This window comes from Nocardioides kongjuensis, from assembly GCF_013409625.1.
In the GTDB taxonomy this organism is placed as follows: domain Bacteria; phylum Actinomycetota; class Actinomycetes; order Propionibacteriales; family Nocardioidaceae; genus Nocardioides; species Nocardioides kongjuensis.
The window spans coordinates 1,065,695-1,089,658 of the sequence record NZ_JACCBF010000001.1 but is presented as its reverse complement, the minus strand read 5'-3'; the positions used below and the strand labels follow the sequence as shown (position 1 = coordinate 1,089,658).

Annotated in this window: 25 protein-coding genes and 1 pseudogene; 11 read left to right on the top strand and 15 right to left on the bottom strand. The window is 72.9% G+C overall.

The genetic code is table 11. The annotated features are described in order from the left end of the window. Nucleotides 1–4: 4 nt before the first annotated feature. The 12 genes from recA to hutH form a co-directional block, all read right to left on the bottom strand. Nucleotides 5–1,057: a recombinase RecA gene (recA, locus tag BJ958_RS05095; protein WP_179725841.1), complete on the bottom strand. Its 1,053-nt coding sequence runs from the start codon at nt 1,055–1,057 to the stop codon at nt 5–7. Nucleotides 1,058–1,251: 194 nt separating this feature from the next. Then, nucleotides 1,252–2,532 carry an MFS transporter gene (locus BJ958_RS05090; RefSeq protein WP_179725840.1) on the bottom strand — a complete coding sequence of 427 codons (1,281 nt, stop codon included), beginning with the start codon at nt 2,530–2,532 and terminating at the stop codon, nt 1,252–1,254. After that, entirely contained in the window at nt 2,529–2,723 is a 195-nt protein-coding gene (locus BJ958_RS05085; RefSeq protein WP_179725839.1) for a DUF3046 domain-containing protein, read from the bottom strand. Before BJ958_RS05085 ends, BJ958_RS05090 begins: the two co-directional genes overlap by 4 nt. Then, nucleotides 2,720–3,268, bottom strand: coding sequence for a DinB family protein (locus tag BJ958_RS05080; RefSeq protein WP_179725838.1), 549 nt, complete (start codon nt 3,266–3,268; stop codon nt 2,720–2,722). Before BJ958_RS05080 ends, BJ958_RS05085 begins: the two co-directional genes overlap by 4 nt. A 73-nt stretch (nt 3,269–3,341) precedes the next feature. Next, nucleotides 3,342–3,602 (bottom strand): hypothetical protein, encoded by a 261-nt coding sequence (locus BJ958_RS05075; RefSeq protein WP_179725837.1) that lies wholly within the window; start codon nt 3,600–3,602, stop codon nt 3,342–3,344. Nucleotides 3,603–3,624: 22 nt separating this feature from the next. Further along, nucleotides 3,625–4,587, bottom strand: a complete 963-nt coding sequence (locus tag BJ958_RS05070; protein WP_179725836.1) for a DUF389 domain-containing protein — start codon at nt 4,585–4,587, stop codon at nt 3,625–3,627. Between the two features lie 18 nt (nt 4,588–4,605). Beyond that, nucleotides 4,606–5,169 (bottom strand): DM13 domain-containing protein, encoded by a 564-nt coding sequence (locus BJ958_RS05065; RefSeq protein WP_179725835.1) that lies wholly within the window; start codon nt 5,167–5,169, stop codon nt 4,606–4,608. Nucleotides 5,170–5,196: 27 nt separating this feature from the next. After that, the gene (gene hutI, locus BJ958_RS05060; protein ID WP_179725834.1) at nt 5,197–6,345 is read right to left on the bottom strand and encodes an imidazolonepropionase; all 1,149 of its coding nucleotides are present in this window, start codon (nt 6,343–6,345) and stop codon (nt 5,197–5,199) included. Then, nucleotides 6,342–7,652, bottom strand: coding sequence for a formimidoylglutamate deiminase (locus tag BJ958_RS05055; RefSeq protein WP_179725833.1), 1,311 nt, complete (start codon nt 7,650–7,652; stop codon nt 6,342–6,344). Before BJ958_RS05055 ends, hutI begins: the two co-directional genes overlap by 4 nt. Next, nucleotides 7,649–8,872 (bottom strand): allantoate amidohydrolase, encoded by a 1,224-nt coding sequence (locus BJ958_RS05050; RefSeq protein ID WP_343052571.1) that lies wholly within the window; start codon nt 8,870–8,872, stop codon nt 7,649–7,651. The genes BJ958_RS05055 and BJ958_RS05050 overlap by 4 nt, the downstream gene beginning before the upstream one ends. A gap of 6 nt (nt 8,873–8,878) precedes the next feature. After that, nucleotides 8,879–10,555: a urocanate hydratase gene (gene hutU, locus BJ958_RS05045; RefSeq protein WP_179725832.1), complete on the bottom strand. Its 1,677-nt coding sequence runs from the start codon at nt 10,553–10,555 to the stop codon at nt 8,879–8,881. Continuing rightward, nucleotides 10,552–12,096, bottom strand: coding sequence for a histidine ammonia-lyase (hutH, locus tag BJ958_RS05040; protein ID WP_179725831.1), 1,545 nt, complete (start codon nt 12,094–12,096; stop codon nt 10,552–10,554). Before hutH ends, hutU begins: the two co-directional genes overlap by 4 nt. A gap of 109 nt (nt 12,097–12,205) precedes the next feature. Between hutH and BJ958_RS05035 the strand changes: the two genes are divergently transcribed. Together BJ958_RS05035 and BJ958_RS05030 are read left to right on the top strand one after the other, a co-directional pair. Then, on the top strand, nt 12,206–12,964 hold the full coding sequence (locus tag BJ958_RS05035) for an IclR family transcriptional regulator (protein ID WP_343052570.1): 759 nt from the start codon (nt 12,206–12,208) through the stop codon (nt 12,962–12,964). Nucleotides 12,965–13,035: 71 nt separating this feature from the next. After that, entirely contained in the window at nt 13,036–13,881 is an 846-nt protein-coding gene (locus BJ958_RS05030; RefSeq protein ID WP_179725829.1) for a hypothetical protein, read from the top strand. Between the two features lie 13 nt (nt 13,882–13,894). On the opposite strand, the gene BJ958_RS05025 is transcribed toward BJ958_RS05030, so the two are convergent. Continuing rightward, nucleotides 13,895–14,269 (bottom strand): VOC family protein, encoded by a 375-nt coding sequence (locus BJ958_RS05025; protein ID WP_179725828.1) that lies wholly within the window; start codon nt 14,267–14,269, stop codon nt 13,895–13,897. After that, nucleotides 14,266–15,741 carry an HsdM family class I SAM-dependent methyltransferase gene (locus tag BJ958_RS27310; RefSeq protein WP_218865612.1) on the bottom strand — a complete coding sequence of 492 codons (1,476 nt, stop codon included), beginning with the start codon at nt 15,739–15,741 and terminating at the stop codon, nt 14,266–14,268. The genes BJ958_RS05025 and BJ958_RS27310 overlap by 4 nt, the downstream gene beginning before the upstream one ends. Before the next feature lie 60 nt (nt 15,742–15,801). Here BJ958_RS27310 and BJ958_RS27615 point away from each other — a divergent pair. The 7 genes and pseudogenes from BJ958_RS27615 to BJ958_RS04985 all read left to right on the top strand — a co-directional run. Beyond that, nucleotides 15,802–17,109, top strand: a pseudogene (locus BJ958_RS27615) (nicotinate phosphoribosyltransferase); the annotation flags it as partial. A gap of 3 nt (nt 17,110–17,112) precedes the next feature. Then, nucleotides 17,113–17,697 carry an isochorismatase family protein gene (locus tag BJ958_RS29295; protein ID WP_179729990.1) on the top strand — a complete coding sequence of 195 codons (585 nt, stop codon included), beginning with the start codon at nt 17,113–17,115 and terminating at the stop codon, nt 17,695–17,697. Next, nucleotides 17,694–18,410 carry an NUDIX hydrolase gene (locus tag BJ958_RS05005; RefSeq protein ID WP_179725827.1) on the top strand — a complete coding sequence of 239 codons (717 nt, stop codon included), beginning with the start codon at nt 17,694–17,696 and terminating at the stop codon, nt 18,408–18,410. The genes BJ958_RS29295 and BJ958_RS05005 overlap by 4 nt, the downstream gene beginning before the upstream one ends. Nucleotides 18,411–18,548: 138 nt before the next feature. Next, nucleotides 18,549–18,929, top strand: coding sequence for an ArsR/SmtB family transcription factor (locus tag BJ958_RS05000; protein ID WP_179725826.1), 381 nt, complete (start codon nt 18,549–18,551; stop codon nt 18,927–18,929). Next, entirely contained in the window at nt 18,926–19,429 is a 504-nt protein-coding gene (locus tag BJ958_RS04995) for an SRPBCC family protein (protein WP_179725825.1), read from the top strand. Before BJ958_RS05000 ends, BJ958_RS04995 begins: the two co-directional genes overlap by 4 nt. After that, entirely contained in the window at nt 19,426–19,998 is a 573-nt protein-coding gene (locus BJ958_RS04990; RefSeq protein WP_179725824.1) for a TIGR03086 family metal-binding protein, read from the top strand. Before BJ958_RS04995 ends, BJ958_RS04990 begins: the two co-directional genes overlap by 4 nt. Nucleotides 19,999–20,065: 67 nt before the next feature. Continuing rightward, the gene (locus tag BJ958_RS04985; protein WP_179725823.1) at nt 20,066–21,217 is read left to right on the top strand and encodes a hypothetical protein; all 1,152 of its coding nucleotides are present in this window, start codon (nt 20,066–20,068) and stop codon (nt 21,215–21,217) included. Nucleotides 21,218–21,225: 8 nt separating this feature from the next. On the opposite strand, the gene BJ958_RS04980 is transcribed toward BJ958_RS04985, so the two are convergent. After that, nucleotides 21,226–22,203 carry a hypothetical protein gene (locus tag BJ958_RS04980; RefSeq protein ID WP_179725822.1) on the bottom strand — a complete coding sequence of 326 codons (978 nt, stop codon included), beginning with the start codon at nt 22,201–22,203 and terminating at the stop codon, nt 21,226–21,228. A gap of 84 nt (nt 22,204–22,287) precedes the next feature. Between BJ958_RS04980 and BJ958_RS04975 the strand changes: the two genes are divergently transcribed. Together BJ958_RS04975 and BJ958_RS04970 are read left to right on the top strand one after the other, a co-directional pair. Next, the gene (locus BJ958_RS04975; protein WP_179725821.1) at nt 22,288–22,635 is read left to right on the top strand and encodes a TfoX/Sxy family protein; all 348 of its coding nucleotides are present in this window, start codon (nt 22,288–22,290) and stop codon (nt 22,633–22,635) included. Beyond that, complete coding sequence (locus BJ958_RS04970; RefSeq protein WP_179725820.1) at nt 22,587–23,900, top strand: MFS transporter; 1,314 nt, start codon at nt 22,587–22,589, stop codon at nt 23,898–23,900. Before BJ958_RS04975 ends, BJ958_RS04970 begins: the two co-directional genes overlap by 49 nt. The last annotated feature ends 64 nt before the right edge of the window (nt 23,901–23,964 follow it).

Here is a 23,964-nt window from a genome sequence, read left to right as displayed (position 1 = left end):
GCGATCAGAACGAATCCACGCCGATCGGCTCGTCGGAGAGGTCGTTGAAGTCGCCGTCGACGGTGGGGGTGACGCCGAGCTTCTCGAGGATCTTCTTCTCCAGCTCGTTGGCCAGGTCGGGGTTGTCCTTGAGGAAGGTGCGGGCGTTCTCCTTGCCCTGGCCGAGCTGGTCGCCCTCGTAGGTGTACCAGGCGCCGGCCTTGCGGATCAGGCCGGCCTCGACGCCGACGTCGATCAGGCTGCCCTCGCGGGAGATGCCCTTGCCGTACATGATGTCGAACTCGGCCTGCTTGAACGGCGGGGCGACCTTGTTCTTGACGACCTTGACCCGGGTGCGGTTGCCGACCATGTCGGTGCCGTCCTTGAGGGTCTCGATGCGGCGGACGTCGAGGCGCACGGAGGAGTAGAACTTCAGCGCGCGACCACCGGTGGTGGTCTCGGGCGAGCCGAACATGACGCCGATCTTCTCGCGCAGCTGGTTGATGAAGATGGCGGTCGTCTTGGACTGGTTGAGGGCACCGGTCATCTTGCGCAGCGCCTGGCTCATCAGGCGGGCCTGCAGGCCGACGTGGCTGTCGCCCATCTCGCCCTCGATCTCGGCGCGGGGCACGAGCGCGGCGACCGAGTCGATGACGATCAGGTCGAGGGCGCCGGAGCGGATCAGCATGTCGGCGATCTCGAGGGCCTGCTCACCGGAGTCGGGCTGCGACACGAGGAGGGCGTCGGTGTCGACGCCGAGGGCCTTGGCGTACTCGGGGTCGAGCGCGTGCTCGGCGTCGATGAAGGCCACGATGCCGCCGGCGGCCTGGGCGCTGGCGACGGCGTGCAGCGAGACGGTGGTCTTACCGCTGGACTCCGGGCCGTAGATCTCCACCACGCGGCCACGCGGGAGGCCACCGATGCCGAGCGCGACGTCGAGCGCGATCGAGCCGGTCGGGATCACGTCGAGGGGGGCCCGCGAGTCGTCGCCGAGCCGCATCACCGATCCCTTGCCGTACTGCTTCTCGATGTTGAGCAGGGCGGTCTCGAGCGCCTTCTGCCGGTCGTCTCCAGCCATGGTCCTCAGTCCTTCGTGTCGTGGTGAGCCAGGTACGTCGGCGACGCTAGGGCGAGGTCCCGACACAACCTGATCAGTCGTGCCGTGGGTGTGGACAACCCGCCCGGACGTCGTACCTGTGGACAGCCGAAGGACTCGATCGGTCCGGCCGCTGCCGTGGTACCAACCTAGCCGAACACGTGTTCGAAGTCGCGTCAGGCGAGCCGGCGTGTCGCGGCGCCGCGCGACTCCGCGATCGCCCGGGCCGCGCAGCCGAGGACGCCGACGACCAGCAGCAGGCTCCCCAGCGCCAGGGCGGGATAGCCGGCGCCACCGACGACCACGCCGGCGACCGCGCCGGCTGCGGCGGCGGTCAGGCCCATGACGAGGTCGGAGACGCCCTGCACGTCGGTGCGCACGTCGAGCGGCGCGTGCTCGGCGACGAGCGTGGACGCCGACACCATCGCGAGCGACCACCCGACGCCGAGCAGGAACAGCCCGGCCGTCACCTCCCAGGACATGCCGGCCGGCGAGGACGCGCAGAGCACGAGCGCGGCAAGCAGGACGACTCCCCCGGCGGCCAGCACGGGCGGGCGACCGACCCGGTCGGCGAGCATGCCGACGAACGGCGAGAAGGCGAACATGCCGAGCACGTGGACGCTGATGACGATGCCGATGACCTCGAGCCCCGAGCCGCCGTGCTCCATGTGCAGCGGCGTCATCGTCATCACGCCGATCATCGTGGCGTGGGTGAGCGCCAGCCCGGCGATCGCGTAGCCGAGGACCGGGCGCTCGCGCACGGTCGCGGCGGCACGGCTCCACGACGAGCCCGTCCGTACGACGCCCGGTGCGGTCCGCGACGCGGCCTGCTGGGCGGTGAGCAGCGGGTCGGGCCGCAGGAGCAGGCCGACGAGGACGGCCGCGGTGAGCATGCCGATCGCGCCGATCGCGAACGGGCCGGTCAGCTCGGGGATGCCGACCGCGTCGGCGAAGGACCCGGCCGGTCCGGTGAGGTTCGGTCCGGCGACGGCGCCGATCGTGGTGGCCCACACGACCAGCGACAGCGAGCGGGCGCGGTTGTCGTCGGTGGCGAGGTCGGTGGCGGCGTACCGCGCGGCGTTGTTGGCCGAGGTGGTCGCGCCGAGCATCATCGCCCCGACGAGCAGCAGCACCATCGAGCCGGCCACCCCGGCGAGCACCGCGGTCAGCGCACCGGCCGAGCCGACGACGTACCCCGTCATCAGCCCGGTACGGCGGCCCCGCCGTGCCATCAGCGGCGCCAGCAGGAAGGAGATGACCGCGGCGCCGAGGACCTGGGCCGTCTGGGCCAGTCCGGCCATCGACTCCGCTCCCGACAGGTCGCGCGCGAGCAGGGAGGCGGTGGCGATGCCGATGGTGATGCCGACGGCCCCGACGGCCTGGGTGAGCACGAGGACGCGAACGGTGCGCCGCTGCACGCCGCCCAGGACCAGGTCGGGCTCGGCGACGTCGGTCATCGCTCGCTGTCCGGCAGCTCGCGGACCTCCCAGACCGCGCGCCAGACCTCCTTGGGCGAGACGCCGGCGGCCAGCGCCTCGCTCGGGGTGCGGTGGTCGAGCGTCCCGATCACGAAGCTGTCGGCCCACACGTGGGCGTAGGCCTCACCGAGGTTGCGCTCCATGCGTGCCCAGAACTCGGTGTGCCTCACTCGCCCATGATCCACCGGACGTCCCAGCGGTGGTGCACCAGGTCGTGCAGGTGGTAGCTGCCGAGGGTCTCGACGGTGAAGAGGCTGCCGTTGCTGCGCCGTCCCGGACGCCCCCAGGCGTCCTCGGCGACCCGGTCGTAGGCGTCGGCGACGGCGTCGGCGGCCGCCACCAGGTCGGGGACGACGTCCGCGGCCCGCTGCTCGTCGTACCGCTCCGCGACGGCGGTCTCGTCCTGGTCCCAGTTGGCGAAGCGCGGGTCGTCCTCGGCGAGCATCTGCTCGACCCGGCCGAGGAAGACGCGGTGCACGTCGCGGACGTGGCAGGCGTACTCGGTCGGCGACCAGACCGTCGGCTCGGGCCGCTCCCCGGCGCGGGGGTCGGCGAGCACGGCCACCCAGAAGTCGGTGTTGTCGCGGATCGCGTCACCGAAGGCGACCCGGTCGACCGCGGCGGGGTCGAACCCGCAGTCGGGGCACGGGCGGTCGAGCACCCAGGTCCAGTCCTTGGTGTCCGGGGTGATCTCGGCGGCCTGCTCAGTCGTCATGGCCCCATCCTCCCGGCCGCGGCGCCCACCGGGCGAGGGATATCCCGCCACCGCCCGTCGAAGGCCTGCCAGTTCAGGACGGCTCGGCCAGCAGCGCCGCGCGTCGCTCGGTGGCGGGCCGGGTCAGGGCGAGCAGGTTGAACTGCGCGAGCCCCGACATGACGGTCACCTCGTCGACGTCGAGGAGGCGCGCGACCGTCACGACCGCCTCGTCCACGCTGCGGGCGCGGGTGATCAGTGCGACCACCTGGGTCGCGTGCTCCGCGACGGCCTGCACGAACCGCAGCCGGTCCAGCTGCGCGCGGTGCTCGTCCTGCTCCTCGTCCCGCTCCATGCAGGCACGCTAGCGGGAGTCGTCAGCCGTGCCTGCGGATCCGGGCGACGAGGTGGGCGCGTCGCGCGGACATCCTGCTCCACACGGCCTGCTGGAAGGCGAGCGTCAACCAGCCCGCGGCGGCCATGCCCGCGATGTTGAGGAGCAGCTGGAGCAGGCTGCCGCGGATCTCGTCCGGGAGCCCGAACGCCAGTCCCAACGCGACATTTCCGGCGGCCGGGATGGTGGTCACCGAGATGAACACGCCCGACAGGCCGCCGACCTTGGCGGAGGTCAGGGAGAGCGCACCCGCCGCCGCCGCGATGACGGCGACGATGAAGGACCACTTGTCGGGGGTGTAGACGAAGGCGGTGCCGGGCCGGGGCGCGGTCACCTGGTCGACGGTGATCCAGCCGAGGCCACGCGCGGCGAACGCTGCCAGCATCGTGACCAGGATCGCGACCGTGAACCCGACGAGGAGCGAGCGGGCGGCGTACCGGAACAGCGTGGGGCGGCGCCGGACGAGGGCGAGCCCGAGGGCCGCCACCGGCACGAACTCCGGCCCGAGCACCATCGCGCCGATCACCAGGATCTGCGAGTCGAGGACGATCGCGATGCTCGCGATCAGCGTCGCCAGGCTCATGAAGGTCAGGAACGTCCAGTTCAGCTCGGACTCGTCGAACGCGCGCTGGGTGACGTCGGCCCAGACGACGGAGTCGGCCGAGGAGCCCGGCGTACGACGTTCCGCATCCAGCGCGGGCTGCGAGAGCCAGGTGGCCACGGGCACGACGTGGATCGAGCCCTCCCGTGGCACGCCGATCCCGCGGAGCGCGTCGACGACGTCGTTGACCGCCTCCCGGGGGACGTCGGCCTCGACCACGTCGCCCTCGGGCACCAGGGACGCGCCGTGCACGCAGGTGAGGCTGGTGACCGCGGGGTCGGCCCTCAGTGCGTCGACGACGGCCGGGGTCAGGTCACGGGGCGAGGTGATCCGCAGGTGCTGCACGGGGTCAGGCTAGAGAACTCAGGCCAGAGGGGCGGTGCCGAAGGCCACGTTGAAGCGGTCGCACCAGATCACGACCGAGCGCATCGCGGCCAGGTCCGCGGAGGCGGGGATCTCGTAGTTCTGGCTGCCGCGGTTGCCCTTGAGCTCGCCGAGCCGGACGTACGCGTCGTCGTCGTAGATGCCCCACGAGTCGCGGCACCCGTCGCACGAGCCGCCGCTCGGCTTGTCGGTGAGCCAGACGTGGAGGTCCGGGCCGTTGGAGGTGGCGAGGTCCTCGATGCGCAGGTAGCGGCTGCCGTCACTGCGGCGGTAGACGGTGGCCCGGCCGGTGGTGCCGTGTTCGCCGTCGATGAACTCCGCCGAGGCGAGCACGACCCGGGTCAGCTCCTCCCCGGGCGCCGACGGCACGGCGGTGTCGGCGATCCCGCCGGTCGCCGTGCCGACGACCGCGGCGGGCTCGTCGCCGTCGTCCGCGGTGCGGTCGACGACGAGCAGCCAGGGCTCGAAGACCGCGAGCGCGGCGACCAGCACGACGACCAGGACACCCGCGATCGCCAGCCAGGTCGCGCGTCGGCGGCTCATGGCGCCCACCCTAGATGAGCGGCCGGGTCAGGCGCTCCAGGTGCGCGCGACGAGCGGCACGCCGGGCCGGTAGGCCAGGTGCACGTGGGTCGGCGCGTCGAGCAGGACCAGGTCGGCGCGGGCGCCGGGCACCAGCACCCCGACGTCGGTGCGGCCGAGGGCGGCGGCGCCACCGGCGGTCGCGGCCCACACGGCCTCGCCCGGCGTCATGCCCATCTCCCGCACGGCCAGCGCGATGCAGAACGGCAGCGAGCTGGTGTAGCACGAGCCCGGGTTGCAGTCGCTGGCGATCGCGACGGTGACGCCGGCGTCGATCAGCCGGCGACCCGACGGGTAGGGGTGCCGCGTGCTGAACTCGACGCCCGGCAGCAGGGTCGCGACCGTGCCTGCGTCGCGCAGCGCGTGGACGTCGTCGTCGGTGAGGTAGGTGCAGTGGTCGACCGCGGTCAGGCCGAGCTCGGCGGCGAGCCGGACGCCGGGGCCTTCGCCGAGCTGGTTGGCGTGGAGCCGGCCGCGCAGGCCCGCGGCCGCACCGGCGGCCAGGATGGTGCGGGCCTGGTCCTCGTCGAACGCGCCGCGCTCGCAGAAGACGTCGATCCACGACGCGTGCGGGGCGGCGGCCTCGAGCATCGGGCCGGTGACCAGGTCGACGTACGCCGCGGGGTCGTCGGCGTACTCGGGTGCGACGACGTGGGCACCGAGGAACGTCGTCTCGTCGGTGAACCGGCGCGCGACCTCGAGCGAGCGGGCCTCGTCGTCGACCGAGAGGCCGTAGCCCGACTTGATCTCCAGCGTGGTGGTGCCCTGACGGCGCATCTCGGCGACGTGACGCGCGACCCCGGCAGCGAGCTGGTCGTCGCTGGCGGCGCGGGTCGCGGCGACGGTGGTTCGGATGCCGCCGGCGGCGTACGACTCGCCCGCCATCCGGGCCTGGAACTCCAGGGCCCGGTCGCCGGCGAACACGAGGTGGCTGTGGCTGTCGACGAAGCCGGGGATCACCGCGCGGCCCTGGGCGTCGAAGACCTCGTCGGCGGCGGGTGCCTCGGCCGCGGGGCCGACCCACGACACGACGCCGTCGGCGACGACGACGGCGGCGTCGGTGCGCACGCCGAGCAGGTCGTCGGCACCCGGGTCGTTGGTGACCAGCTCGCCGATGTTGGTGATGAGCAGGCTCATGCGTTCCAGACCTTTCCGATCGCGTCGGCGAGCGAGCGGCCCACCTGGTCGTGGTTGCCGTCGAAGACCACCGTGCCGTCGACGACGACATGGGTGACGTCGGCCCCGCCGGCGGCGAAGACGGCGGTGTGCTCGTCGCCGCCCGTTCCTGCGGTGCGCGGTGAGGCGAGGTCGATGGTGACGAGGTCGGCGCGCTGGCCGACCGCGATCTCGCCGGCGTCGGCGAAGCCGAGGCTGCGGTGCCCGTCGGCGGTGCCGGCGAGGAGCAGCTCGGCCGCGGTCCAGTGGCCGCGTGCCTGGCTGGCCAGGCGCTCGTTCATCTCGACCGCACGCATCTCCTCGAACGCGTCGATGATCGCGTGGCTGTCGGAGCCGAGGGTCAGGATCGAGCCGGCCTGCTGCAGCGGGCGCGCCGGTCCGATGCCGTCGCCGAGGTCGCGCTCGGTGGTCGGGCAGAAGGACGCGAACGCACGCGCCTCGCCCAGCAGCCGGATGTCCTCGTCGCTCAGGTGCGTGGCGTGGACCGCGCTGGTCATCGGGCCCAGGAAGCCGTGGTCGGCGAGCAGGCGGGTCGGGGTCACGCCGTGCGCGGCGACGCAGTCGGCGTTCTCCTTGACCTGCTCGGACAGGTGCACGTGGACCGGCACCCCACCCTCGACGTACGGCGCGAAGGCCTTGAGCGACTCGGCCGGCACCGCGCGCACCGAGTGGGCGGCGACGCCGATCATCGCGTCGGCACCGGTCAGCGGCGCGAGCGCGGAGACCCGCTCCTGCCAGGCTTCGGCGGTGCCGTCGGAGAAGCGCTGCTGGACGCCCTCCGGCGCGGCGCCGAAGCCGCTCGAGAGGTAGAGCGTGTCGAGCAGCGTGATCCGGATGCCGGCGTCACGGGCCGCGGCGAGCAGGGCGTTGCCCATCGCGTTCGGGTCGTCGTACGGCGTCCCGTCGGGCTGGTGGTGCAGGTAGTGGAACTCCCCCACGGACGTGTAGCCCGCGGCCACCATCTCGGCGTAGGTCGCCCTGGCGAGCTCGTAGTAGGTGTCGGGGTCGAGGCGCCCGGCCACGGCGTACATCTGCTCGCGCCACGTCCAGAAGGTGCCGCGGTCGGTCTGGGTGCGACCGCGCAGCGCCCGGTGGAAGGCGTGGCTGTGGGTGTTGGCGAAGCCGGGCAGGGTCAGTCCCCGCAGCGGTAGGCCGGTCTCGGTCGCGTCGGGCACGACCGAGGTGATCCGGCCGTGCTCGACCTCGACCCGGACGGTGTCCTGCACGCGGCCGTCGACCCACGCGTGCTCGAGCAGGAAGGCGGTCATGCCGTCACCTGCGCGGTCACCAGGCCCGTCAAGGAGTCCGCGAGGGCGGTGACGCCGGCGAGGCAGTCCGCCATCTCGGCGCTCTCGTACGGCGAGTGCGAGACGCCCGACGGGTTGCGGACGAACAGCATGGCGGTGGGGATGCCCGCGTCCTGCAGGATGCCGGCGTCGTGCCCCGCCTGGGTCGGCAGGATCGGAACGCCCCCCAGGCGTCCCGCGAGCTCGTCGCGCAGCGCGACGTCGAAGGCGACCTCGCCGCTCACCGACTCGGCCGTGACCGTGACGGTGGTGCCGTCGCGCTCGGCGCGCTCGGTGGCCTGGCGCTCGATCTCGCCCACCAGGGCGGCGAGGGCTGCGTCGGACTCGGCGCGGGCGTCGAGCCAGCCGGTGACGTGCGAGGGCACCGCGTTGGTGCCGTTGGGCCGTACGTCGATGCGGCCGAAGGTGGCGCGCTGGCCCTGCACGCGCGCCTGCTTGTTGGCGGCGAGCGCGGTCATCGCGTAGGTGAGCATCGGGTCGACGCGGTCCTCCATCCGGGTGGTGCCCGCGTGGTCGGCGCGACCGGCGATGTCGTAGCGGTAGCGGCCGTGCGGCCAGATCGCGTCGTGGACGCCGACCGGCGCGTCGAGGTCGATCAGGCCGCGGCCCTGCTCGACGTGGAGCTCGACGTAGGTGGCGACGCCGTCGAGCATGGTCGACCCTGCGCCGTCGGCGGGTCCCTCGATGACGTCGCCGAGGCGGACGCCCTCGCGGTCGGTGAGCTCAGCTGCGTCGGCCCACGTCGTGGCGCCGACCGCGAGCCGGGAGCCGAGGCAGGCCCGGCCGAAGCGCGAGCCCTCCTCCTCGACGAACGCCGCGACGCCGAGGCGCCGGGTCGGCCGGACGCCGCGCTCGCGCATCAGGTCGAGCGCGGCGAAGGAGGACGCGACACCGAGCGGGCCGTCGTAGGCGCCCCCGTCGAGGACGGAGTCGAGGTGGGAGCCGGTCAGGATCTTGCCGGTGGCGGCGAAGTCGGCCGCCGGCCCCCACCACGCGACCAGGTTGCCGAACGGGTCCTCCTCGACCTCGAGGCCACGTGCGGTGGCCGCTTCGCGGAACCACGCACGGAGCTCGAGCTCGGCCGCGTGCCACGGCTGGCGGAAGTAGCCGCCGGAGGACGCCGAGCGTCCGATGGGCGTGAGGTCACGCCACATCTGCTCGAAGTCAGCAACCTGGTCCACGGTGGATCAGCCCTCCTGCATCGGGATCCGGACGCCGCGCTCGGCAGCGACCTCGATGGCGCGGTCGTAGCCCGCGTCGACGTGGCGGATGACGCCCATGCCGGGGTCGTTGGTCAGCACGGCCTCGATCTTCGCCGCAGCGAGCTCGGTGCCGTCGGCGACGCAGACCTGGCCGGAGTGGATCGAGCGACCCATGCCGACGCCGCCGCCGTGGTGCAGCGACACCCAGGTGGCACCCGAGGCGACCGCGGTCATGGCGTTGAGCAACGGCCAGTCGGCGATGGCGTCGGAGCCGTCGAGCATGGACTCGGTCTCGCGGTACGGCGAGGCGACCGAGCCGCAGTCGAGGTGGTCGCGGCCGATCACGATCGGGGCCTTGAGCTCGCCGCTCTTGACCATCTCGTTGAACTTCAGGCCCGCCAGGTGGCGCTCCTTGTATCCCAGCCAGCAGATGCGCGCCGGGAGGCCCTGGTAGTGGACCCGCTCCTGGGCCATGCCGATCCACTTGTGGAGCCGCTCGTTGTCGGGGAACAGCTCGAGGATCGCCTTGTCGGTGGCGGCGATGTCGGCCGGGTCGCCGGAGAGCGCGGCCCAGCGGAAGGGGCCCTTGCCCTCGCAGAACAGCGGGCGGATGTACGCCGGGACGAAGCCCGGGAACTCGAACGCGCGGTCGTAGCCGCCCTTGCGCGCCTCGTCGCGGATCGAGTTGCCGTAGTCGAACACCTCGGCGCCGGCGTCCTGGAACTCCACCATCGCCCGCACGTGCGCGGCCATCGACGCCTGGGCGTCCTTGGTGAACCCCTCCGGGTCACGCTCGGCGGCGGCGTGCCAGTCCTCGAAGGCCACGCCGACGGGGAGGTAGGACAGCGGGTCGTGGGCCGACGTCTGGTCGGTCACGATGTCGATCGGGGCCTTCATCTCGAGCAGCTTGGGGAAGATCTCGGCGGCGTTGCCGAGCAGGCCGATGGACAGGCCGCGCCTCTCGTCGCGGGCCTGGACGGCCAGCTCGAGGGCGTGCTCCAGGTTGTCGGCCTGGACGTCGAGGTAGCGGTGCTCGATGCGGCGGGTGATCCGGCTCTGGTCGACGTCGACACAGATCGCGACACCGTCGTTCATGGTGACGGCGAGCGGCTGGGCGCCACCCATGCCGCCGAGGCCGGCGGTGAGGGTGATCGTGCCGGCGAGGGTGCCGTTGAAGCGCTTGTCGGCGACGGCGGCGAAGGTCTCGAAGGTGCCCTGGAGGATGCCCTGGGTGCCGATGTAGATCCACGAGCCGGCCGTCATCTGGCCGTACATGGTCAGGCCGAGCTCCTCCAGGCGGCGGAACTCCTCCCAGTTCGCCCAGTCGCCGACCAGGTTGGAGTTGGCGATGAGCACGCGCGGGGCCCACTTGTTGGTCTTCCACACGCCGACCGGCTTGCCGCTCTGGACGAGCATGGTCTCGTCGTCCTCGAGGTCACGCAGGGTGCGCACGAGGGCGTCGTACGCCTCCCAGTTGCGGGCGGCCTTGCCGGTGCCGCCGTAGACGACGAGGTCCTCGGGTCGCTCCGCGTTCTCGGGGTCGAGGTTGTTCATCAGCATCCGCAGCGGGGCCTCGGTCTGCCACGACTTCGCGGTCAGCTCGGTGCCGGTCGCGGCGTGGATGGGCAGGCGGGGGTTGGTCTGGCTGGTCTGGTCGGTCATGCGAGTTCTCCGATCACGTTGGCGACGGCACCGGTGACGGACCGGTCGGCGACGAGCTGGTGGGCGATTTCGATCTCGGGGGCGAGGAACCGGTCGATGCCGGGACCGCCCACGCCGGCGTTGCGGAGCAGCTCCACGACGGCGCCGGTGGCCGGGCTGGGGGTCAGCGGGGCGCGCAGGTCGAGCGCGCGGGCGGCGGTCATCAGCTCGATGGCCAGCACCCGGGTCAGGCCGTCGACGGCCTTGCGCAGCTTGCGCGCGGACGACCAGCCCATCGAGACGTGGTCCTCCTGCATCGCGCTGCTGGGGATGGAGTCGACGCTGGCCGGGTTGGCCAGGCGCTTGAGCTCCGAGACGATCGCGGCCTGGGTGTACTGGGCGATCATCAGGCCCGAGTCGACGCCCGGGTCGTCGGCGAGGAACGGCGGCAGGCCGTGGTTGCGGGCCTTGTCGAGGAAGCGGTCGGTACGACGCTCCGCGATCGAGGCGAGGTCGGCGGTGACGATCGCGAGGAAGTCGAGCACGTAGGCGACCGGTGCACCGTGGAAGTTGCCGTTGGACTCGACCCGGTTCTCGTCGGCGAGGACGACCGGGTTGTCGACGGCCGAGGCGAGCTCGCGCGAGGCGACGGAGACCGCGTGGGCGACGGTGTCACGCACACCGCCGTGGACCTGCGGCGAGCAGCGCAGCGAGTACGCGTCCTGGACGCGGTTGCAGTCGGGGCCCCGGTGGGACGCGACGACGCCGCTGTCCCGCAGGATCGCGGTGAGGTTGGCCGCGGAGGCCGCCTGGCCGGGGTGCGGGCGGATGGCCTGCAGCTCGGGGGCGAACACCCGGTCGGTGCCGAGCTGGCCCTCCACCGACATGGCGGCCGAGATGTCGGCGACCTTGAGCAGGTCGGTCAGGTCGTCGATCGCGAGCACCAGCATGCCGAGCATGCCGTCGGTGCCGTTGATGAGCGCCAGGCCCTCCTTCTCCTGCAGCTCGACCGGCGTGAGGCCGGCGGCGGCGAGGGCGGTGGCGGCGTCGGTGAGCTCGCCGGCCGCGTCGCGGACCGGGCCCTCGCCCATGAGGGCGAGCGCGCAGTGCGCGAGCGGGGCGAGGTCGCCGGAGCAGCCGAGCGAGCCGTACTCGTGGACGACCGGGGTGATGCCGTGGGTGAGCAGCCCGGCGAGCAGCTCGGCGGTCTCGCGGCGCACACCGGTGCGACCGGTCGCGAGCGTGGACAGGCGCAGCAGCATGAGGCCGCGCACGACCTCGCGCTCGACCTCGGGGCCGCTGCCGGCGGCGTGCGAGCGGACCAGCGAGCGCTGGAGCTGGGCACGCAGCTCGGGGGCGATGTGGCGGGTGGCGAGGGCGCCGAACCCGGTGGAGACGCCGTAGTGGGGCGTCGGGGACGCGGCGAGGTCCTCGATGACCGCGCGCGCCTTGTCGATCGCGGCGAGGGCCTCGTCGCTGAGCACAACAGCGGCGCCGCCACGGGCGACCGCAACCACGTCGTCGAACGAAACCGCGCCCGTTCCGACAGTCACTTTCTCCATGCCTCGATCTTGGGCCCTGAGGGTGGCGACGAACACCCACCCACGGCATGATGAGTCTCAGATCCGAGACTTGTTGGCCGGCCGCTCGGCGGCGGGAAGGACGTACGACGTGGCACAGGTACCCGCAGCGACCCGGGCCCTGCGGGTCCTGCGCTTCCTCGCCGGCCAGCCGGAGCCGGTCGCCGTGGAACGCATCGCGCGAGAGCTCGGGATCCCGCGCTCCACGACGTACCACCTGCTCCAGGCGATGGCCGAGGAGGGCTTCGTCGTCCATCTCGCCGACGACCGCCGCTACGGCCTGGGCGTCGCCGCCTTCGAGGTGGGTTCCGGCTACCAGCGCCAGGCACCGCTGCAGCGCCTGGCGCGGCGCCCGCTGGCGACCCTCGTCGACCGCACCGGTCACAGCGCGCACCTCGCCGTGCCCCACGGCCGCGACGTGCTCTACGTCGTCGAGGAGCGCGCCCCGGGTCGCCCACCACTGGTCACCGACGTCGGCGTCCGGCTGCCCTCGCACCTGACCGCGAGTGGGCGCGCGATCCTCGCCCACCTCCCCCAGAGCCAGGTCCGGGCGCTCTACCCCGACAGGGCAGCGTTCGTCGACCGCACCGGCGTCGGCCCCGGCTCCCCCACCGCCCTGCGCTCGGTGCTCTCGGAAACCCGTCAGCGGGGGTACGCGATCGAGGACAGCGAGGTCACCGCGGGGATGGCCAGCGTCGCGGCCGCGGTCCTCGACCACAACGAGATGCCGGTCGCAGGCGTCGCGATCACGTACCCGACCGAGGAGCTGGACGAGCGGCAGCGGGAGCGGCTGGCCGGGGCGGTCGTCGCCACGGCCGGGACGCTCAGCCGGCGGCTGCGGGGCCGGTAGGGCGGCGCAGCGGGAGGGACCGGTGTGACGGGTGGGGTTTCGACGCGCCGAGGCCCGGGGATCGATGGTCCATGAAGATCCTCACCGCCGGGCCGTCAGCACTGCTGCTGACCGCCGCGCTCACCCTGGCCACCCCTGCTGTCGCCACCACCGCGCCGACCACCACGCCGACCACTCCGCAGACCGCGTCGACCGCCGACCGGGCCACCGACCGGGCCGCCGCCACGGCGATCACCATCGCCGCGAGGAGCACCGTCGTGCAGCGGGGCAAGAAGGTCGTCGTCACCGGCACCGTGACGAGCAAGAGGATCACGAAGGTGACCCTCCAGCAGAAGCGCTCGGGCACGGCCTGGAAGAGCCAGGCCACCGTCGCGGTGAGGGCCGACGGCAGCTTCAAGGTCAAGGACAAGACGACCACCGCCGTGGTCCGCAAGTACCGCGTGGTCAGCGCGACCGGCCCCAGGAAGAAGTCCGCGAAGGTCACCGTCGGCGTCTACGACTGGCAGGACCTGACCAAGCTGAAGGCCCGCACCAGCATGGGCTGGGGCCCGCAGAAGACGGTCCAGGTCAACGGAACCGCGTACGGGCCCGCGTTCGCCAGCTACAACTGGGGCCCGACCGCGCCGCTGATCGACTTCAACGTCAACCGCAGCTGCATCTCCCTGCGGGCCCGCTTCGGCCTCAGCGACAACTCCGACGCCACCGCGCGCGCGACGATCTCCGTCGTCAGCGACGGCACGGCCGTCTACTCGAAGTCCTTCGGCCTGACCGAGTCCGAGCTGGTGACGGTCCCGCTCTCCAGCCCGTTCCGGGTCGGGATCACCTCCACCGTCGAGAACCCGGGGAACGTGACGCCGGTGCCGAACGCGATCGCCGTCGCCGCCGACCCGGAGATCTACTGCACGTCGGCGAAGTAGGTCCCATCCGCGATCAGTCGACGAGGTCGGCTCCGGGGTTGCCCCCGAAGCCGACCTCGTTGCCGTCCGGGTCCCGGAAGAGCACCTTGCGCACACCGTCGCCGTAGACCTCCTCGGCGGCCGGACGGATGCCTCGCTCCGCGATCGCCGCGACCCGGGCCTCGAGGTCCTCGACGAAGAGGGTCTGCGTGGCGTACCCGGCGCGCTCGGGCCGTTCCTCGACGACCAGCCACCGGTGGGGCGCCACCTCCCAGACCGACTCCTTCTCGTGCGCCAGGAAGCTGGGTGGCGCGCCGAGCAGCGCGTCGTACCACGGCCTGGCCCGCGCGTGGTCGCGCACACAGATGCCCGCGAACAGCTCGACGCCGTCGGCCAGGAAATCGCTCATGCAGGGGCCGACCGGTCGGTGCCGCCGGAATCATCGGTACGACGGACGCGGGCGGCCCACCAGGCATGGACGTCGTCACCGCCCGCATAGGCGGCAGTCATCACCCGTCCGGCAGCCACGAGCAGACCGGCCCGCTCGCTCGCCCCCGCCGCCTGGGCCCGTTGCGCCAGCTCAGCTCCCTCGCCCCAGGCGTCGACGTCGGCGGGCAGCGGGAGTGCCGCGAGCTGGCGGGCGCTGACCTTGACCGACCCGGGCGCCAAGCCGGTGCCGAGGTAGCGCGCGGCGGCGTGCGCGACCACCGGCGGAGCGAGCAGCACGGCCAGCAGCCGCCACAGGTCGCCCCGGTCGTGCGGCACGACGCTCACCACCGGCACCGACGGCAACCAGGCCCCCGCCTCGTCGACCACCGCCTCGATCACCCGGCCCTGCCCGGCGACCAGCACCTTGGGCACGAGACGGGCCTCGGCCCACCGCGCGAAGGCACCGTCGGCACGGAGCGCGGCGAGGTCGACCGCCGGGGCGTCGTACTGCCGACGGGCGAAGCGGGTCGGCGCGCTCCCCCAGCGCGACTCGGCAGGGTCGATCAGTCCGGTGGTGACCAGCGGGGTGCCGCCGGGCAGGTGGTCGTGGACGAAGGGCGCGAGGCCGTAGTACTGCTCGCGGAAGTCGGCGGTGCAGGTGGCCAGGTCGCCGAGGGCGCCGGTACCGGCCGGCAGCACGACCCCCGGGATCCCGAAGCCGGGCGCCGCGAGCGTGCCCCAGGCGTCCGGGTCGGTGGGCGGTGTGGCGCCGGCGCGCACGACGGGGACGCAGGTGAGCACGGTGGTGCCGTCGAAGACTGGCCGGTCGCTGCACCAGAAGTCGGTGACGGCGCCGCGCTCGGCGACGGCAGCACGGACCGGCCCGGCGTCGCGGGCGGCGAGGACGGAGATCGGCTGGACGAGGGCCACCGTGCCGCCGGGTACGACGAGGTCGAGCGCGCGGCGCAGGAACACCGCGCTGGTGTCGGTGTAGGCGCCCAGCCCGCGCCGGTGCGCCTCGCTCTGCCCGGCGGAGTGGCGGCGCAGCTGGCCGAGGAAGGGCGGGTTGCCCACGACGGCGTCGAAGCTGCCGTCCTCCCACGCGACCAGGCCGTCGGCGACCCGCACCCGGTCGGCGATCTCCGCCGGGGGCACGGTCGGGTCGAGGGCGTGCAACCGCTCACGGGCGATCCGCACCGCGTCGGGATCGAGGTCGGAACCGTGCACCGCACGGACGCCGAGACGGCGTGCGGCGGCGACCAGGAAGTGCCCGGTGCCACAGGCCGGGTCGAGCACCCTCCCCCGCTCCGGGAGCGCGTGGTCGAGCACCCACTCGACCAGCTCGGCGGGTGTGTAGAAGGAGCCCTGCGCGCGACGCCGGTCACGCTCGTGGATCGCGAGGTGGCGCTCGTAGGCGTCGGCGGCCTCGTCCGCCTCGGTGCTGCGCGCCATGCTGGGGAGACTAGAGGAGCCATGTTATAGTCATTTTGACTACAACATCGAGGAGCTGGGATGGACCGCACCGGACTGCTCACCGACCGCTATGAGCTGACCATGCTCGACTCGTTCGTGCGCGACGGCAGCGCCGGTCGCCCGGCGGTGTTCGAGGCCTTCGCGCGCCGCCTGCCCGAGGGCAGGCGGTACGGGATGCTCGCCGGGCTCGGCCGGTTGCTCGAGGCGATCGAGCACTTCACCTACGACGCCGACGAGCTCGCCTGGCTGCAGGAGCAGGGCGTCATCGGCGCCGAGACCGCGCGGTGGCTGGCTGACTTCCGGTTCTCCGGCGACGTCGACGGCTACCGCGAGGGCGACCTCTACTTCCCCGGCAGCCCGATCCTCACGGTCACCGGCACGCTCGGCGAGTGCCTGCTGCTGGAGACGCTGGCGCTCAGCATCCTCAACCACGACACGGCGATCGCCAGCGCCGCCGCGCGGATGGTCGACGCGGCCGGTGGCCGGCCGATCATCGAGATGGGCGGGCGTCGTACGCACGAGGAGGCGGCGGTCGCCACCGCCCGGGCCGCCTACCTCGCGGGCTTCGCGACGACGAGCAACCTCGCGGCCGGTCGCCGTTTCGGCGTGCCGACCGCCGGCACCGCCGCCCACGCGTTCACCCTGGCCCACGACACCGAGGCCGACGCCTTCCGCAGCCAGGTCGAGGCGCTCGGCGTCGCGACCACGCTGCTCGTCGACACCTACGACATCGCCGAGGGCATCCGCACCGCCGTCGAGGTCGCGGGCCCCGGCCTCGGCGCGGTCCGGATCGACTCGGGCGACCTGGCCGAGGAGTCGCACAAGGCGCGACAGCTGCTCGACTCGCTCGGCGCGACCTCGACCCGGATCGTCGTGACCAGCGACCTCGACGAGTTCGTGATCACGGCGCTCGCCGACGCCCCGATCGACGGGTACGGCGTCGGCACCCGCGTCGCCACCGGCTCGGGCCACCCGACCGCGAGCATGGTCTACAAGCTGGTCGCGATCGCCGACGCCCCGGGCGAGCCGCTGCGCTCGGTCGCGAAGAAGTCCAAGGACAAGGGCTCGGTCGGCGGGCGCAAGCACGCCTTCCGGGAGTACGACGACAACGGCACCCTCGTCGCCGAGTGGTTCACCGGCCAGGACGCCCCCGCACCCGGGCCCGGCGCCCGACCGGTCCAGGTTGCCCTGGTCCGTGCCGGCGAGGTCGTGCACCGGCCCACGCTCGCCGAGGTCCGGTCGTTCGCGGCGCGGACCCTGGCCACCCTCCCGGCCGACGCGCGCACGGTCGCCGCCGGTCCGGCGTACCTCACCACCAGCCTGCGCGACGAACCACGAGAGGAGACAGCGATGGACACCACCCGTGCCCTGGTCGTCGTCGACGTCCAGAACGACTTCGTCGAGGGAGGCTCGCTCGGCGTGAGCGGCGGCCGGGAGGTCGCCGAGCGGATCAGCCGGCACCTCGCCGACCACGCCGGCGACTACGCGGTCGTGGCGGCCTCCCGCGACTGGCACCACGCGGGCGAGACCAACGGAGGCCACTTCCACGCGCCCGGCGAGGAGCCGGACTACGTGACCACGTGGCCCGTGCACTGCGTCCAGGGCGAGGCCGGCTCGGAGTACGCGCCTGAGCTGGCGACCGCGGCCGTGACGCACCACGTCGTCAAGGGCATGGGCGAGCCGGCGTACTCCGCGTTCGAGGGAGTCACGGCCGACGGCGAACGGCTGGTCGACGTGCTGCGGTCGGCCGGCGTCTCGGAGGTCGACGTCACCGGCATCGCCACCGACTACTGCGTGCGGGCCACCGCCCTCGACGCAGTGAGGGCGGGGTTCCGGGTCCGGCTGCTCGACGGCCTGCACGCCGGGGTCGCGCCCGACTCGTCGAAGGCGGCGCTCGAGGAGCTGGCCGCGGCTGGCGTGGAGGTGGCCCGATGACCTTCACCTCCGAGCACCCGCCGTTCGCGGTCGCCGTCGACCTGGCCGTCTTCACGATCCGCGACGGCGCGCTCGCCGTCCTCCTGGTCGAGCGCGGCGAGGAGCCGTTCCGGGGCTCGTGGGCCCTGCCCGGCGGGTTCGTCGAGCCGGACGAGGACGCCGAGCAGGCCGCCTGGCGCGAGCTGCGCGAGGAGACCGGCATGGATCGGTTCCCCGGGCACCTCGAGCAGCTGCGGACCTACTCGGCCCCCGACCGCGACCCGCGCCAGCGCGTGGTCTCGATCGCCCACGTCGCCCTGGCACCCGACCTTCCGGAGCCGCAGGCCGGAACCGACGCCGCCGACGCCCGCTGGTGGGTCGTCGACGACCTGCTCGAGGGTCCCGACGACCTCGACGGCCCCACCCTCGCCTTCGACCACCGCCAGATCCTGCTCGACGCGCGCGAGCGGGTCCGCGCCAAGCTCGAGTACACGACACTCGCCACCGAGTTCGTCGCCGAGCCGTTCACGCTGCCCGAGCTGCGTCGCGTGTACGCCGCCGTCTGGGGCTCCCCGCCCGACCTGGGCAACTTCCGCCGCAAGGTCCTCGGCACCGACGGCTTCGTCGTACCCACCGACGTGCGGGGCGAGGCCACCGAGGCCGGTGGGCGCCGGGCGCTGCTCTACCGGCGGGGTCCCGCCACGCTGGTCACGCCGCCGATGGTGCGGGGCTGACCGGCGGCCGTATTTGCTGCGGTTTGGTCCCAAACCGCAGCGACACGCCGAGAAATGCTGCGGCTTGGGACCAAACCGCAACATCTTCCTCAACCCAACGGTTGACAACCAACGCTCACCAGGCATCTAATCAACCACATGGTTGAGCAAGACGACCGACTGTCGCGGGTCTTCGGCGCCCTCGCCGACCCGACCCGGCGCGACATGGTCGCCCGCCTCGCTGCGGGCGACGCGACGGTGGGCGAGCTCGCGGCGCCGTACGACGTCTCGCTCCAGGCTGTGTCCAAGCACCTCAAGGTGCTCGAGGAGGCGGGCCTGGTGCGGCGCAGCCGCGACGCCCAGCGGCGCCCGGTCCACCTGGACGCGGAGGTGTTCGACCTGATGACGAAGTGGATCGAGCGCTACCGGCAGCAGGCCGAGGAGCGCTACCGACGACTGGACCAGGTCCTGGCCCGCATGCAGGGCAGGGACGCCGGCACCGCAACCGACGAGCAGCGAGAAGAAGGAGCAGCAGGATGACCACGAGCACCACACCCGAGGTCCTGATCGAGGCGGACCCCGACGTCCCCACGGTCCGGATCGTCCGCGAGTTCGACGCCCCGCGCGAGCTCGTGTTCCGTGCCCACGTCGACCCCGAGCTGGTCAAGCAGTGGATGGGCCCGGACTCGATCGGCATGGAGATCGACGTGTGGGACCTGCGCACCGGCGGCGAGTACCGCTACACCGCGACCCGTGACGGCGCGGAGATCGCCCACTTCTACGGCGCCGTGCACCGGGTCAACGAGAACGAGAAGATCGTGCAGACCTTCGGCTTCGAGGAGATGCCCGACGCGGTCAGCCTCGACACCCTGGTCTTCGTCGAGCTCCCCGGGGGCCGCACCCGGCTCGAGGCGCTCTCGGTCGTCTACGACTTCGAGTCGCGCGCGGGCATGCTGGCCAGCGGCATGGAGGTCGGCATCAACGAGGGGTACGCCGCCCTCGACCGCCTCCTCGCCTCGCTGACGGGAGCCGAGAAGTGATCCCGGACAGCCCCGCGGAGGAGCACCGCACCATCGCGGCCACCTTCGGCGATCGCGTCCGCGGCGTGGCCGCGGACGGGTGGGACGCCCCGACACCCGTGGCGGAGTGGCAGGCGCGCGACGTCGTACGCCACCTCGTGGAGTGGTTCCCCGCCTTCCTGGCCGACGGCTCGGACATCGAGCTGCCGACAGGTCCGGACGTCGACGCGGACCCGGTCGCGGCGTGGGACCACCACGCCGCCGCGGTCCAGGCGGTCCTCGACGACCCGGCCAGCGCGGACGTGACCTTCGCGCACCCGCGCCTCACGCAGATGCCGCTCCCCCGCGCGATCTCTGAGTTCTACACCGGCGACGTCTTCATGCACACCTGGGACCTCGCCCGCGCGACCGGCCAGGACGACACCCTCGACGCCGAACGCTGCCGGGTGATGGTCGAGGGGATGGCCCCACTCGACGAGATGCTGCGCCAGAGCGGCCAGTACGGCGCCAAGGTGCCCGTCGCCGAGGACGCGCGCTGGCAGGACCGGTTGATCGGGTTCATCGGTCGCGACCCCGCGTGGCGCCCCTGAGCCACGCGGTGCGAGCCGTCGACCGCTAGGGTCGACGGACACGCGCGTCTCTCGGGGGGGATCACCGGTGCCACTGCTCGACCAGGTCGTCGACAACCCATGGATCGTCGTCGTGGCCGGCGTGGCCCTGGGCCTCCTCGTCACGGCGCGTCGCCGTGAGGCCGCCGAGGTCAGCCCGGACGAGGACGTCGACCCCGACCTCGCCGCAGCCCGTGAGCGACGTGACGACGCGTTCGCCCGGCACGACTACGCGCAGGCGCGCCGGTGGGCCGAGGAGGTCCTTCGCCATCCCGAGGAGGACTGGCTCGACCTCATCGAGCTCGGTACGGCGACCGCGCTCGCCGGCGAGCAGGAGACGGGTTGGCAGATGATCGACGAGGCGGTCGAGCAGTGTGAGCGCGCCGATGCCCGGATGCTGCCGTCCGTGCTCGTGCATCGCGCCATCGGCCTGCTGATGTCCTGCGCGCCGACCGACCGCTTCGTCGCCGCGGTCGAGGAGGCGCACCGGGCGGGTCCGGACGACGAGGACCTGACGGTGCCGCTGCTGTGGTCCTACGCCTACCAGGGACGCTTCGACGAGGCCGAGGACCTCGGGCGCCTGCGCAGCTGGGAGGACGACGGGGGCATGGTCGCGAGCCTGCTCGACATGGTCGCCACGTTCCGGAGAGCCGCCGAGCAGACCGGCACCACCCTCGACGACCTGCACCGCCGCGGGTTCTTCACACCCCTGTGGGACGAGCTCCGGGCCCAGCAGCTCGGCTTCGGCCTGTCCGACGCGCTCGCGGCGCTGGACGAGACGATGCCCGCGGCCCTGAAGGGCACCCTGCGACCTCCCGCCGGCAGGAAGACCCTCGCGGAGACCGGTGGCGAGCGCAAGGTACTGGCCTGGCACGACGGCCAGGACGTCGGCGCCGGTGCGGTGTGGGGCCTGGACGGCGACTTCCGCCTGATGACGTCCGCGGAGATCCAGGCGATGGATGCCGCGGTCGAGGCTTCCCCGGAGAAGTTCCCGCAGTGGGACGCCCAGCACCTCCACGAGGTCGCCACGCAGGTCATGACCGATGACCGGGGCGGCTACCTGGTCGCGCTCGGTGGAGGTCGCGTGGTCCTGCGGCGCGACGGCGTCGACGATGTCGCCGTCGCCCCCAGCCTGACGGACTTCTTCTGGGACCGGGCGGCCGCATGGGGAGGGCGGGACCCCCGTCCTCCGGCACGCTGAGGTCAGCCTCAGGCGCGCGGCACCCACTTCCACCACGTCGCGTGGTACTCCCCCTCCTCCACGTCGAAGAGCGCCCCGCACGAGGTGCAGACGACCACGCGCTGCGGGCGGGCACCGGGCGCGCTCCTGGTCTCGCTCTCGATCCCGACCCAGCCCGCGTCCGCCTCCCGTTGCGGGTCGGCGCTGCGGCGAGGGTACGTCGCGCACAGGCAGCCGCCCGAGCGCACGATCTCCAACCGGTCCACCGCAAGCTCCACAGGGTTGCCGTCGACGATGACGAAGTCGGCTGCCTGGAGCGCGGCCAGGACCGCACGGAGCTCGGCGGCCACCGGAGCCAGCAGGGCCGGGTCACCCGAGCCGTTGACGACGTCGATGGCGGAGCTGATCCGGGTCCGATCGCGACTCAGGAAGTCCTGCAGCAGCTCGGAGCTCACACCGGCCGCCCTCCGCCTCCGGCTGCCGCCCTTGCCCGCCCTGCGGATCCGTGCGTCCATCTCGGCGTCTGCGACCGCGAGCCGGTCCACCGGCTCCTCGAGGTACGACGCCTCCAGCACCAGCGCCACGCAGAGGGCGGCGCCCGACGCATGGCGGGAGTTCACCGCGAGGAGGAGAGCGCTGTCCCCGAAACGCCAGACCTCCGCCTGGGTCGCACCCATCGCCTGCAGCGCTGCGGCGGGTACGGCGCGCGGGTCGAGGATGTGCGCCGGGTCGTTCTTCGGCGTCACCGCCGCGCAGTCGAACCGGTGCCTCTTCCCCCAGCGTCGGTCGGCCGCGACGGCCACGCCGGTCGCGAGCTCCCGGACCCGTGCCGTGTCGGGGTGCGAGGCCAGGCCGAACATGTGCACCCGGTCGAACGACTCCCCCTCGTGACCGGCCACGCTCCAGTCCAGCTGCTCGCCGGGGGCGGCGTACGGCAGGGCGGGGAGCTGGGCGATGACGTCGAGGATCTCGGCGGGGGTGCCGTGCTCGACGAAGTGCGCGGTCATGGGCGCCATCGTGCCCGAGGGATGTCGACCGCACACGCGCCACCTGCGTGCCGGGTGTCGGTGCCCGCACCTAGTGTCGTTGCCATGGCGTACGACGAAGAGCTGGCCGGGCGGGTCCGCGACCTCCTCGCCGACGAGCCCGGCGCGGCCGGCCGGGAGCTGACCGAGAAGAAGATGTTCGGCGGGCTGGGCTTCATGGTCGGCGGCAACATGGCGGTCGCCGCCAGCGGGCAGGGCGGCCTGATGGTGCGTGTCGACCCGGCCGAGGGCGACGAGCTGGTCGCCACGACCCCGGCGTACCCGATGGAGATGCGCGGACGTTCGATGAGCGGTTGGCTGCGGATCGACCTGGCCGACGTCGCCACCGACGAGGCGCTGGGCGCGTGGGTGCACCGCGGCGCGACGTACGCCGCGACCCTGCCCCCGAAGTGAGGACGTTCTGGGCGGCCCTGCCCACGGAGGGCCGCTGGCTGCTCTCGACGGTCGCGATCCAGACCCTGGGCCGCGGCCTGACCCTGCCGTTCACACTGATCTACCTGCACGAGGTCCGCGGGTTCGAGCTCGGGCTGTCCGGCACGCTGATGGCGCTGATCGCCGTCGTCGGGTTCCTGGTGACCGGGCCGGGCGGGGCCATGGTGGACAGGTACGGCGCCCGCGCCGTGCTGCTCGTCGGCCTCGCGGCCATGATCGTCGGCAACCTGACGCTCGCCTTCGCGACGACGCCGGCGGTGGCAGCCGCGGCGCTGGTGCTGGTCGGCTTCAACTTCGGGGTCTCGTGGCCGGCGTTCAACGCACTCATCGCGGCAGTGGTGAGCGGCGAGCTGCGCCAGCAGTACTTCGGGATCAACTTCGCACTGGTCAACCTCGGCATCGGCGTCGGCGGCGTGGTCGGCGGCCTGCTCGCCGACGTCGACCGCCCCGGCACCTTCACCGCGATCTTCGTGGGCGATGCAGTGACCGGACTGGTCCCGCTCGCGCTGCTGCTCGCGCCGCTGCGCCACGTCCACGGCCGTGCGTCCGCACCCGAGGACGGCAGCACGCCGGCAGCCGTCGGCTACCTCGCGATCCTCGGGCAGCCCGCGGTGCGCTGGCTGACCCTGCTCACCTTCGTCGCCACCTTCATCGGCTACGGACAGCACGAGGCCGGCTTCCCGGGCTTCGCCCGCCAGGCCGCCGAGGTGTCGACCCGCACCGTCGGCCTGGCCTTCGCGGTCAACACGGTGGTCATCGTGGTCCTGCAGTTCTCGGTGCTGAACCGGATCAAGCGGCACCTGCGCACCCGGGTGATGGTCGTCATGGCCTTCATCTGGGCACTGGCCTGGGGGCTGCTCGGCGCGGCCGGGATCGTGCCGGGCAGCAGCCTCGCGATCGCCGGCGTGCTCGCCTACATGGCGGTGTTCGCGCTCGGCGAGACGCTGCTCCAACCGACCGTGCCAGCGATGGCCAACGACCTCGCGACCGACCACACCCGCGGCCGCTACAACGCGATCACCGCGGCAGCCTTCCAGGGCGGTGCGATCGCCGGGCCCGTCGTGGCCGGCTTCCTGCTCCAGCACGACCTCGCGGCGGTCTACATCGCGATCATGGTCGCCGGCTGCGTGGCGATCGCGGCGATGGCACTGGCGCTCGAGCGGCACGTCCCGGCGAGCGCCAACGGAGGCGGCGAGGTGAGGTCCCCCACAACCGAGGTCGTTTGACCCCACACGATTCGGTTGCCGGCGGGCAACCTCCGTACGATTTCCTGCGTGAAGCCCTCGGTCC